This window comes from Brevundimonas sp. (assembly GCF_013823285.1).
In the GTDB taxonomy this organism is placed as follows: Bacteria; Pseudomonadota; Alphaproteobacteria; order Caulobacterales; family Caulobacteraceae; genus Brevundimonas.
This window is the reverse complement of sequence record NZ_PNLV01000081.1, coordinates 1-11,510: the sequence shown is the minus strand read 5'-3', so window position 1 is coordinate 11,510 and position 11,510 is coordinate 1. Positions and strand designations below refer to the sequence as shown.

Below are 11,510 nucleotides of genomic sequence, written 5' to 3'. Positions count from 1 at the left end.
TTTTATTCCTATTTCATGTTAGGTTCGGGCGATTCGGGAGGTCGCCTTGGCGCTGACGCACGCCCAACTCTGGAAAGGTCTGGACGCCCTGGCGGCGCGAGAGGGCATGACGCCGTCGGCGCTGGCGCGGGCGGCCGGCCTGGATCCCACAAGCTTCAACCGGTCCAAGCGGTTCGGCCCCGGTGAGCCGCCGCGGCCGCGCTGGCCGTCGACCGAAAGCCTGACTTTGGCGCTGGGCGTGGCGGGACTCAGCCTGGGCGACTTCGCGCGGCTGGCGCGGGACGCGGCCTCGGCCGAGAGCGTGCCCCTGCTGGGCATGGCCCAGGCGGGGGCGGACGGCTTCTTTGACGACGCGGGCTATCCGACCGGCCAGGGCTGGGACCGCACCCTGCTGCCCGCCGCCGGGGACACGCGATTCAGCCTGAAGATCAGCGGGGACTCCATGACGCCCCTGTACCGCGAGGGCGACGTGGTGATCGTGGACCGGGCCGTGACCGATGTGCGCAAGGGCGACCGGGTGGTGGTGCGCACCTCAGGCGGCGAGGTCATGGCCAAGGAGGTCACGCGCCTGACCGCCACGCGGGTTGAGCTGGGCTCCATCAATCCCGCCCATCCGCCCCGCACCCTGCACCCCCGGGACATCGACTGGATGGCGCGGATTCTGTGGGTCAGCCAGTAGTCACGAAGAAGGGCCGCCCCTGTCGGAGCGGCCCTCGCCTCACGCACGGCTGGGAGGATCAGTACGCGCGGCGGACGTAGCCGGAGTGGACGTAGCCGCCACCGGCAAGCTGCAGCCACTGGCCCTGAGACCCCGCGACCTGGAAGCTCTGACCGGCGCCGATGGAGCCGATCTGGCCGTAGCCGGTGGAGGGACCGGAGCGGATGCGCAGGTTCGAGTTGGCCACATAGGTGTTGGCGCGGGCCGCGGCCTCGGCATGGCCGTTGTTGTAACCGGCGTTGTAATGGTCGAGGCGGGCGCGCTGCTGACGGCAACCGACGTAGGACCCTGCCGCAGCGCCGAGGACGCCGCCGCCCACCGCGCCGAGCTCCCGCTCGTTGCGCGAAATCTGGGTGCCCAGGGCCGCGCCCAGGATGCCGCCGATCACCGCGCCGGCCTGCTGGCGGCCGCCGGGGGCGTCACAGCCGAGGACGCCCGAGCCGACGGGGCGCTGAGGCTGCTGGCCCCAGGACTGGGCCGATGCGGTTCCGGCCAGGCCCATGGCGCCGGCCACCAACACCGCCAGAGCGGCTTTCGAGGAAGACTTCAGGTTCGACATGACGCTCTCTCCTTTGTTCGATCGTTGTCGATGAGGAGAGGCTAGGCCCCCGAAGCTGAAGCGGTTCAGACGCGGGCGGTTAGGTGGGGTTCATCTCAGACCGCCCTGCCCCAGAGGAGGAAGGACAGGATGGAGAGAATCAACACTACCAGCGCAATGCGGCACCCATAGACGGCCACAACGAACGCTTTTCTGGCTTCGCCAAGATCGACAAGGAAAAGATCCATGGGGAAAGTTAAGGACGCCGGAAGCTGAACAGCGTTCAATCGCCCACCCTCCGGAATATTCCATTTGGACCCGATTGATATATAAACAGCTGAAATTATGTAGAAAAATGTGGAAACCGCCGCCACTAGAATGAGAACTTCCACGATTTTTTCCAAGCTGCCCAGGTTGAACTACCGCGCCAGTTCGCCCCGGGCGCCCTGCTCCAGCAGGGCGATGGTGCGGTCGAGGCCGTAGATGGCGGCGAAGGAGCCGAACCGGGGGCCCTGCGACTGGCCCAGCAGGACCTCGTAAAGGGCCGCGAACCAGGCGCGCAGGGGCTGGAAGTCGTGTTCCTTGCCCACCGCATAGACCTCGTTCTGGATCACCTCGCCGTCGGTGGTGTCGGCCGGCAGGGCGCGCAGGCGCTCGGCCAGGTCCAGGAAGGCCGCAGCCTCCGCCTCGGTGGGTGCGCGGAAGGCCTTCGTGGGCTTCACGAAGTCCTCGTAATAGTTCAGCGCATGGCCCATCAGCCGGTCCAGCACCGGTTCGCTCTCGGGCGTGGCCTCGGGCAGGTAGCGGGCGAAATAGGCCCACAGCTCAGCCTTGTTCGACGCGTTGGCCACGCCCACCAGATTTAGCAGCAGCGAGAAGGACGCCGGGCTGGCGTCCTTCGGGGGGGCGCCGGAATGGATGTGCCAGACCGGGTTGTCGATCTGCTTGGGCGGCTCCTGCGTCGGGAAGGTGGAGATCGCCTGCAGATAGTCGTCGATGGCGCGCGGGATGACGTCGAAGTGCAGCTTCTTGGCCGATTTGGGCGACTGGAACATGTACCAGCTGAGGGACTCCGGCGTGCCGTAGCGCAGCCATTCGTCCATGGTCAGGCCGTTGCCTTTCGACTTGGAGATCTTCTGGCCGGCCTCGTCCAGGAACATCTCGTAGTTGAAGCCCTCGGGCGGGACGCCGCCCAGGGCGCGGCAGACCTTTGAGGACACCTTGACCGAGTCGATCAGGTCCTTGCCGCTCATTTCATAATCCACGCCCAGCGCGGCCCAGCGCATGGCCCAGTCGGGCTTCCACTGCAGCTTCACATGGCCGCCGGTGACGGGAACCTCGGTGCGGCCGCCCGCCGGGTCGTCGAACACGATGGTCCCGCGATCCAGATTGCGCTCCAGCGTCGGGACCTGAAGCACGTGGCCGGTGATCGGGCTGATGGGCAGGAAAGGTGAATAACTCGCTCTACGCTCAGGGCCCAGCGTCGGCAGCATGATGGCCTGCACCGCGTCGAACCGCTCCAGCAGGGTCAGCAACGCCTGATCGAACCGGCCGGAGCGATAGGCCTCGGTCGAGCTCATGAACTCGTACTGGAAACCGAAACCGTCGAGGAAGGCGCGCAGACGGGTGTTGTTGTGGGCGCCGAAGCTGTCGTGGGTCCCGAACGGGTCGCGCACCTTGGTCAGGGGTTTGTGCAGATCCTCCGCCAGAATCTCCGGGTTGGGCACGCCGTCGGGCACCTTGCGCAGGCCGTCCATGTCGTCGCTGAAGGCGATCAGGCGCGTGGGCCAGTGGTCGCCGGTCAGGGCGCGGAAGGCGCCCCGCACCATGGTGGTCCGGGCCACCTCGCCGAAGGTGCCCATGTGCGGCAGGCCCGAGGGGCCGTAGCCGGTCTCGAAGATCACCGGGCGCGCAAGCGCCGGCAGCGCGGCCAGGGCCTCGTCCGTCTTGTCCTTGCCGATCAGGGTCGCGGCCAGGTCGCGCTCCCCGTCGGTGTCGAGGCGATGTTTGAGCAGGTGGGCCAGCAGATTGCGGGCTTGCTCGAACGGCCACGACCGGGCCTCGCGGGACAGGGCTTCGATGTTTTGCAGCATGACTTGGGCTTAGGGCGCGGAACGCCCGGCGGTCAATGGATTCCGCCGCGGGCGATCACCCGACCTGGGCCAGTTCCGGGACGCGGGTGACCTCGCGCCAGGCGTGGGGGGCGGCCAGGAGGGCGCGGACCAGCTGGTTGTTCAGGGCGTGGCCCGCCTTGACGCCTTCGTAGCGGCCCAGCAGCGGGCCGCCGAGCACATACAGGTCGCCGATTGCGTCCAGGGCCTTGTGCTTGACGAACTCACGCTCCATCCGAAGCCCGCCGGGGTTCAGGATGACGTCGCCGTCGATGACCACGGCGTTTTCCAGGCTGCCGCCGCGGGCCAGGCCGGCGCGGCGCAGGGCCTCGACCTCGTGGGCGAAGCCGAAGGTGCGCGCGGCCATGATCTGGTCGCGGAAGGTGGCCTCGTCGACCACGAAGTCCACCACCTGATTGCCGATGACCTTCGAGTCGAAATCAATCTCGAAACGCATCTCGTAGCGATCGCAGGGCAGAAGGGCGGCGCGCTTGTCGCCCTCCTCCACCACGATGGGCTCCAGGATCTCGATGTAACGGACCGGGGCCTGCTGGCGGCGGAAGCCCGCACGGTCCAGAAGCTGGACGAACGGCAGGGCCGAGCCGTCCAGGATGGGAAGCTCCGGCCCGTCGACCTCGACGATGACGTTGGAGACGCCCAGGGCCGCGAAGGCCGCCATCAGGTGCTCGATGGTGGACAGGCGCACGCCGTCGGCGTTCTCGATCATGGTGTTCAGGCGCGCCTCGACCACCGCCTCGCCCGACACCGGGATGCGGTTGTCGCGGTCGGTGACATCGGTGCGCACGAAGACCACGCCCGTGCCCGCGGGGGCCGAGCGGATGGCCAGACGCACGCGCTCGCCCGAATGCACGCCCACACCCGCACAGATGGCGGGCGCGCTGAGCGTGCGTTCGTGATGATCGTCGCGTCCGAACAAATCGAGATACCCGTAATGCTACCGTCACAAGACGGTCTACGCCCCGTCATGCAGTTAATGAGGGCGCCGCAAAGGGTAAATGAAATCCGGGTTTCGGATTGTTTCGATCCATCGCGAAACCCTTGCGTTGCAAGGGATCGCGATGGTTACGAATTAGTTGGCGAGACGGCGCAGGAAGGACGGGATCTCGAGATCGTCGTCGGCCTGGGTCTGCTGGGGCTCGTCCACCGGCTGGGCCTGATGGGTCGGACGCATCTGGGGCGCAGTCGGGGCGGGCGCGTCCTGCTGGTAGCTCTGGCTGGTGGGAGACCGGCGGCCACGGCCGAACAGGCTCCAGCCGCGCTTGGGCTCCTGGCTCTCGAACAGGCTGTCGTCGGCGTACTGCGCCGGCTGGGCCGGTTGCGGGGCCGGGCGCCGCGCGGGAGCGGGCTCGGGCCGGCGGTCGAAATACAGGTCTCCCTGCTCGATCTCCGCAGCCTCGTCCTCATACTCTTCCACCGAGGGATCGACGATGCGGCCGATGACGCGCTCGGGGTCGGCCGAGGCGGCGGCGGGCTGGGCCGGACGAATGACAGGGTCGGCCTCGACCTTGGGTTGAGGCGCGGGGGCCTGGGCGGCCGGCTGAACCGGTTCGCGGGCCCAGGACGGGGCGGCGGGCTCGCGCGCGGTCATGGGCTCGTGACGGGTGGCGGCGGCGTAGCTGGTGGCGGCGGTCGGCATGACCGGCGCGCGCGGGGTCTCCAGCGGGCGCTGCTGCGGGGGTTCGATGGACTGGGTGGCTTCCTCGTCCATGCCGGTGGCGACCACCGACACGCGCAGCTTGCCTTCCAGCGCCGGGTCGAAGGCGGCGCCGAAAATGAAGTTGGCGTCCATGTCCACTTCGGCCGAGATGGCGTTGGCGGCTTCGTCCACCTCCATCAGGGTCATGTCCATGCCGCCGGTGATGTTGACCAGCACGGCCTTGGCGCCCTTCAGGCTGGTTTCGTCCAGCAGGGGGTTGGCGATGGCGTTCTGGGCGGCCAGCAAGGCGCGGTCCTCGCCCGAGGCCTCGCCGGTGCCCATCATGGCCTTGCCCATCTCGGACATGACCGCGCGCACGTCGGCGAAGTCCAGATTGATCAGACCCGGCAGGATCATCAGGTCGGTGATGGAGCGCACGCCCGAGTGCAGCACCTGGTCCGCCATGCCGAAAGCGTCGGCGAAGGTGGTCTTCTCGTTGGCGACGCGGAACAGGTTCTGGTTCGGAATGACGATCAGGGTGTCGACGTAGCGCTGCAGCTCGGCGATGCCGGCGTCGGCCAGGCGCATGCGGTGGCGGCCCTCGAAGGTGAAGGGCTTGGTGACCACGCCGACGGTCAGGATGCCGCGATCACGCGCACATTTGGCGATGACAGGGGCCGCGCCGGTGCCGGTGCCGCCGCCCATGCCGCCGGTGATGAACACCATATGGGCGCCTTCCAGGTGCTCGTGGATCTCATCCACGGACTCCTCGGCGGCGTTCATGCCCACTTCGGGATGGGCGCCTGCGCCCAGCCCCTGGGTGATGGTGGCGCCCAGCTGGATGCGCCGGTCGGTCTTGGCGAACGACAGATGCTGGGCGTCGGTGTTGGCGACGACGAACTCGACCCCTTCGAGGCCGGCGTCGATCATGTTGTTGACGGCGTTGCCGCCGGCGCCGCCGACACCGAACACGACGATGCGGGGCTTGAGTTCAGTGTGTTGCGGCTTGACCAGCGACAGCGACATTTTGGTTTCGACCTTCCGACCCGTTTGTCCGGGACCCTGCGCGACACACCCCCGCGAATCACATGGGTCCGAACCCTGCGTTAATGAAAGAACCATCAACGTTAAGAGATGGTTACCCGTTAGCCTGAGTCGGGGAAATGGAAAGGTCTTTCGGCGTTCGCCGACGCCTTGCCCACAAAAGAAAAAGGGCGGTCCCGAAGGACCGCCCTTTCCCGTTTCGGATCAGCAAATCCTACCAGAGGCGGTAGTTCATGCCGACGAAGAAGCGACGACCGAAGGCGTCGAACTGGTTTTCGAGCGTCGTGCCCAGCCAGGGGTGCTGGCTGTTGTCGAACGCGTTCACAACGCCGGCCCGCAGGGAGACGTCGTCGTTCACGTTCCACCGGACGGTGAAGTCGTGGCGGGCGAAGTCGCCGGTGTCGAGCTCGGAGGCCGGACGGCTGTCCGGGTTGTTCACGAAGGCCGACGGGCGAACCATGTGCTGGGCGGTCTGCCAGTCCATGGTCCAGTTCACGCTCCAGGTATCGCTCGGCGCGTAGGTCAGCGACGAGGTCAGACGGACCCGCGGGTAGTCGAGCTGGCCCGACAGGACCGTGGCGTCGGTCGGATCGTCCGTGTTGGTGTACTGCTCCTGCTTGAGCAGCCACAGACCACCCAGACGGTAGCTGAGGCGGCCCCAGTCGCGGCCGAACCAGTCGTAGGTGTCGATCGCGTAGTTGACCGCGAAGTCCAGACCTTCGGTCTCCAGGGCAGCGTAGTTGAGCGAACCCTGGATGAAGCCGCCGATCGGATCACCGGTCGGAGCGCCGACGCCGAACGGAATGTCCGGGTTGTTGCGGAAGATCGTGTTGCAGGCCGCGGTGTTGAGCGTCGCGCCGTTGACGCAGTTGGTCGCCGCAGTCGCCGCAGTCACCGAGGCGATCACGTCGTTGACCTGAATGCTGTAGTAATCCAGCACGATCGACAGGTTGTTGATGAAGCGCGGCTGCAGGATCACCGAGAAGGTGAAGCTTTCCGACTCTTCCGGCTCCAGGAACGGGTTGCCCGCGTTCACGCCGGCCACGCCACCGGTGTAGGTGGGCAGATAGGCGTTGGCAGCGGTCGGATCCGACCAGTTGAACTGGCCGCCGAAGCCGTACTGCTGAGCGAGGAGCTCGCAGTTCTGGATGCGGTTGGTGCGCTCCTCGGTCGTGCGGTTCGGCGACGCGATCTGCCGGGTGTCGCAGGGATCGACCACGCCGTTCCAGAAGGTCTGGGTGGCCGGGGCGAAGTTCTCGCCCAGGTTCGGCACCCGGATCGAGGTGTTGAAGCTGGAGCGGAAGGCGATGTCCCGGATGGGACGATAAACCAGGTTCACGCCCCAGGTCTCGATCTCGCCGACGGTGGTGTAGTCCGAGAAGCGGTACGAACCGCTGATCTCGGCGTACTCACCCAGGAACGAGTCCCGGATCAGCGGCAGCGAGATTTCGGTGAAGACCTCGTCGCTGCTGTACTCGGCGCCCAGGAAGTCGGGGCCGGTGTTCAGGAACAGGAAACGACCGGCGGTGCTGGCGTCACGGCCCACACCCTCGGTGTACTCCTTGCGGTACTCGTAGCCCAGAGCCATGCCGATCGGGCCGGCGCCCCAGAAGTCCCACAGCTGGCCGGCGATGCGGGCCATACCCTGGTGCTGCTTGTTGGTCTGGGTGACGTCCAGGAAGGCGGTGGAGTAGGCCAGGCCCTCTTCCGACTGGTTGCCCGCGCCGAAGATGTTCAGCGGAACGCACTCGTCGATCGACTGCTGACCGTATGCCGTGTCGCGGATGTCGCCGCCACGGAAGTAGTCCACCAGCTGACCGTTCGGCACGCCCTGGGCGTCCAGCAGGCTGATGCGGCAGACGATGGCGCCCGCCGAACCCAGGACACCCGCGGTGTCGACCACGGCGTCGGCCGACCACTGGAAGCGCTGGACGTCCAGACCGTACTCGAGGTTCTGGTTGTCCATCTCACCGTAGGTGTAGCCGATGTCCCAGTTGATGTTTCTCACGAAGGCCACGCGATCGAAGGTGCCCTCGAAGCCACCGACGAAGCGGGTGACTTCACGGATGTTCTCCTGGAAGCGCTCGGGACCGAACATGGTGTGCTGCGCGTAGGGCGCGGCCACGAAGCCCAGAACACCCGACGGCGAATCCGCCGTGGGCGGGCCGTAGACCGGCGCCACGTTGGCGGCGATCGCATCCTTCACCGCCTGGGGCAGGAAGGCGTTGTCCGAATAGCGCAGGTCGAACTGCGACGTAGCCCGCGTGATGCTGGCCTGGTTCGGGCCGTAGGTGTTGTCCCACAGATTGACGGTGAAGAAGCTCGGCTGCCCGATGAAGTTACTGTCTTCGCGGACGTATTTGGCTTCGAAGAACGCCCGAACGTTCGGGGTCAGGTCGAAGTTGAGGCCGGCCTGGTAACGCTGGGCCTCCATCTCCGGATACTGCGAGAACAGCGCGAAGTCCGCCGGGTTCACACCGTCGCCGCCCACGTTGAACGGACGGTTGATGCCGGTGTTGCCCACGCGGGTGCCGAAATTGGCCAGACGGGCGCCGCCGCCTTCATACCAGAAGGTGCGGCCGGGAGCCACGCCGAAGCAGTTGGTGTTGTTGGTCAGGCCGGCGCACTGAACGTAGGGCACGTTCGGGTTGCTGGTCGGGCTGGCCTGCGCGCCGCCGAACAGGGTCGTCTGGCCCCACCGCGGACGATCAATGCGGTTCAGGTTGAAGAACACCGCCTGGTCGATGATGCCGTCGGTCGGCGCCGAGGTCGGATCGGCGTCCAGACCCAGGACCGTGGGCGCACGGTCCAGCCAGGGCAGGTCGAACGAGGTGACTTCGTCGCTCAGCTCATACTCGGCGTGCAGATAGACATTCAGGCGGTCGTCCAGGAAGTTGCGGCCGGCCAGCATGGAGACGCGCCGGGAAAGCCGGTCGTTGCGGCTGGCGATCTGGCTGAGGTTGGCGTCGATCTCCAGACCTTCGAAGTCGTCGCGCAGGATGAAGTTCAGCACGCCCGACACGGCGTCAGCGCCGTAGATGGACGAGGCGCCGCCGGTGACGATCTCGATGTTCTCGATCAGCAGGCGGGGGACGGTCGACACGTCGACCGACAGCGAGCCGGCCGAGGAGCCGACGTGACGGCGGCCGTCGATCAGGGTCAGGGTGCGGCCCGTGCCCAAGCTGCGCAGGTTGGGGAATTCCAGACCCAGGGCGTTCAGGACCGAACCGGTGTTGTCGGTCGGCACGCGCGAGTTCATCAGGGCCGGGATGGTCGCCAGATAGTCGATCATCGTGGTCTGGCCGGTTTCCAGAATTTCATCGCGGCTCACCTGGATCAGCGGCGTCGGCGCGTTCACCGGGTCACGACGGATCAGCGAGCCCGTAATGACGATCTCTTCAACCGTCGTGGCATCTCGTTCGGATGCGGGCGGGGCGTCCTGGGCGAGACCCGGCGCGGCGAGCGCGAAAGCGGTCGCGAAGGCCGTGCTGCCAAGGAGCAGTTTGCGATTTATGTTCATGGTTTAACCCGAGCTCAGCTGATGTGAAACACAGACAGGCGCCGCAATCGGCTGATGCGCCCCCTACCGCGACAGTAGCGGCGAATGGCGCTCGGGCAAGCATTGAGGCGACTTCACGGCGAACTGGCGTCGCTAATGTTACAATCTCGCCACAGTCCCGCAACAGTCGGCCCCAATTCGGATGGGAAGCAGGATGATCGTGCGTGTTCAGAGATTCTCGCGCAGCCAGCCTGCGGCGCGGGCGATCAGGCCGCCGGAGTGGACGCGGGGGGCGTCGGCTGGGCTGAGCTGACGCGACATCAGCTTGCGGGCCGAAACCGATTCGCGCGGACCGTAGGCGGCGCGGAGCAGAACCCCGGCGGCCGAACAGAAGGCCGGCCCCGAGGCGGCGTCAGCCAGGTGAGGCGCGCGCTGGGGGCGGCCCAGACGCACGGGACGATCGAACACCCGCACAGCCAGCTCGCGCACGCCATTCAGTTGGCTGGCGCCGCCGGTCAGGACGATGCCCGTGCCGGGCTCCAGGCCGGGGCCCGACGCCTTCAGGCGGTCGCGCAGAAGTTCCAGAGTCTCTTCGACCCGGGGGGCGATGACGGTCTTGAGCATGGCGCGAGGGACGATGACCGGACCGGCTGAGGCGTCCTCGCCACGCGGCGGGGCCTCCAGCATCTCGCGATCCTCGTTGGGCGAGGCCATGGCCGAGCCGTGCAGGGTCTTGAGCCGCTCGGCGCCCGCCCTGGAGGTGGACAGCCCGCGGGCGATGTCGGAGGTGACGTGGTCGCCGCCCACGTTCAGGCTTTCCACGTGCAGCAGGCTGCCCCCGCCCCAGACGGCGGCGGAGGTGGAGCCGCCGCCCATGTCGATGGCCACGCAGCCCAGATCCATCTCGTCCTCCTCCAGCGCCGCCAGGGAGGCGGTGACGGGGGCGGCGGCGACGCCCTGGAGATCCAGGTGCGCCAGCTCGAGGCAATGGCTGAGGGTGGCGAAGACGCCTTCGGCCATGGACACCACCAGAAGGTCCAGTCCCAGCGACGCACCGCGCATGGCGCGCGGATCCCGCACCCCCCGGGAACCGTCCACCGACCATGCGACGGGAAGGACATGGATGGGGCGCCGGTTCGGCAGGCGAATCTGGGCCAGGGCCGTGGCGATGGCGCGGGCCAGGTCGGCGTCGCCGACGGGATTGGCGCCCAGCGACACGCGGGCCTGGACCCGGTGGCTGGCGGTCTGGCCGATGGCGGTGGAGACGATGACGCCCGAGACCGGCGCGCCCGCGGCCCGCTCGGCCCGCTCGACAGCGTGGCCGATAGCCTGGGCGGCCTCGTCCATATTGACGATCGAGCCGCCCTTGATGCCGCGTGACTGGACATGGCTGGCCCCCGCCACGCGCACGGTGCGGTCGGCGTGGCGCACGCCTTCGGGCTTCATGATGAAGCAGGCGATCTTGGCGTGGCCCAGATCCAGCGCGGCCACCACCGGGGCGCGATTGTGAGCGCCCATGGCCTGACCGGATTCGTTTCGATCTCGCGACATGACGCCCTCCCCTAGGCTTCGCCGGTCGGCTGCACGGCCACGGCGTCGGGCGCGCGCAGGTCCACGCGCTCGAAGCCGAGGTCGAGCAGGCGCTCGCGCTGGTCCATGGAGTCCAGCTGGATGAGCGCGGCCTCCTGATCGGTCGCGGGCAGCTGGATGACGCCGCCGTTGCGGAGCCGCACGTCCCAGCGCCGCTCGTCCACGCGGACCAGGGCCTCGACGCGGTTCATCAGGCGCGGGCGCTGGCGCAGCAGGGGCAGGATGTCCGAGGCGGCCTCGGCGGCGCCCGTCCCGACCACCAGCGGCAGGCGCGGATAGCGGCCCGGGTCGGCGCCGGGGATCACCTGTCCGGAGCCGTCGACCACATAGTTGCGGCCGCCCGTCTGCCAGAC

General features: G+C 67.5%; 9 protein-coding genes. 1 reads left to right on the top strand and 8 read right to left on the bottom strand.

Going from position 1 to position 11,510, the window contains the following annotated elements:
• Nucleotides 1-46: 46 nt before the first annotated feature.
• On the top strand, nt 47-679 hold the full coding sequence (locus tag C0461_RS11115; protein ID WP_292106877.1) for a helix-turn-helix transcriptional regulator: 633 nt from the start codon (nt 47-49) through the stop codon (nt 677-679).
• A gap of 58 nt (nt 680-737) precedes the next feature.
• Here C0461_RS11115 and C0461_RS11110 read toward each other — a convergent pair whose 3' ends face one another.
• The 8 genes from C0461_RS11110 to C0461_RS11075 form a co-directional block, all read right to left on the bottom strand.
• Nucleotides 738-1,277 carry an SH3 domain-containing protein gene (locus C0461_RS11110; protein WP_292106875.1) on the bottom strand — a complete coding sequence of 180 codons (540 nt, stop codon included), beginning with the start codon at nt 1,275-1,277 and terminating at the stop codon, nt 738-740.
• A gap of 95 nt (nt 1,278-1,372) precedes the next feature.
• On the bottom strand, nt 1,373-1,648 hold the full coding sequence (locus C0461_RS11105) for a hypothetical protein (protein WP_292106873.1): 276 nt from the start codon (nt 1,646-1,648) through the stop codon (nt 1,373-1,375).
• Nucleotides 1,649-1,675: 27 nt separating this feature from the next.
• Nucleotides 1,676-3,349 carry a lysine--tRNA ligase gene (locus C0461_RS11100; RefSeq protein WP_292106870.1) on the bottom strand — a complete coding sequence of 558 codons (1,674 nt, stop codon included), beginning with the start codon at nt 3,347-3,349 and terminating at the stop codon, nt 1,676-1,678.
• Between the two features lie 55 nt (nt 3,350-3,404).
• Nucleotides 3,405-4,304, bottom strand: a complete 900-nt coding sequence (gene lpxC / locus C0461_RS11095; protein ID WP_292106867.1) for a UDP-3-O-acyl-N-acetylglucosamine deacetylase — start codon at nt 4,302-4,304, stop codon at nt 3,405-3,407.
• Between the two features lie 153 nt (nt 4,305-4,457).
• Nucleotides 4,458-6,050 carry a cell division protein FtsZ gene (ftsZ, locus tag C0461_RS11090; protein ID WP_292106864.1) on the bottom strand — a complete coding sequence of 531 codons (1,593 nt, stop codon included), beginning with the start codon at nt 6,048-6,050 and terminating at the stop codon, nt 4,458-4,460.
• Between the two features lie 232 nt (nt 6,051-6,282).
• Entirely contained in the window at nt 6,283-9,588 is a 3,306-nt protein-coding gene (locus C0461_RS11085) for a TonB-dependent receptor (protein WP_292106861.1), read from the bottom strand.
• Nucleotides 9,589-9,795: 207 nt separating this feature from the next.
• Nucleotides 9,796-11,118, bottom strand: a complete 1,323-nt coding sequence (gene ftsA, locus C0461_RS11080; RefSeq protein ID WP_292106858.1) for a cell division protein FtsA — start codon at nt 11,116-11,118, stop codon at nt 9,796-9,798.
• Between the two features lie 11 nt (nt 11,119-11,129).
• On the bottom strand, nt 11,130-11,510 hold a 381-nt coding region (locus C0461_RS11075; RefSeq protein WP_292106856.1), incomplete at its 5' end, for a cell division protein FtsQ/DivIB.

Bases quoted from the DNA above. Each gene is read 5' to 3' on its own strand.
- C0461_RS11085 (WP_292106861.1), bottom strand. From the start codon at position 9,588: ATGAACATAAATCGCAAACTGCTCCTTGGCAGCACGGCCTTCGCGACC.
- C0461_RS11110 (WP_292106875.1), bottom strand. From the start codon at position 1,277: ATGTCGAACCTGAAGTCTTCCTCGAAAGCCGCTCTGGCGGTGTTGGTG.
- ftsZ (WP_292106864.1), bottom strand. From the start codon at position 6,050: ATGTCGCTGTCGCTGGTCAAGCCGCAACACACTGAACTCAAGCCCCGC.
- ftsA (WP_292106858.1), bottom strand. From the start codon at position 11,118: ATGTCGCGAGATCGAAACGAATCCGGTCAGGCCATGGGCGCTCACAAT.
- C0461_RS11100 (WP_292106870.1), bottom strand. From the start codon at position 3,349: ATGCTGCAAAACATCGAAGCCCTGTCCCGCGAGGCCCGGTCGTGGCCG.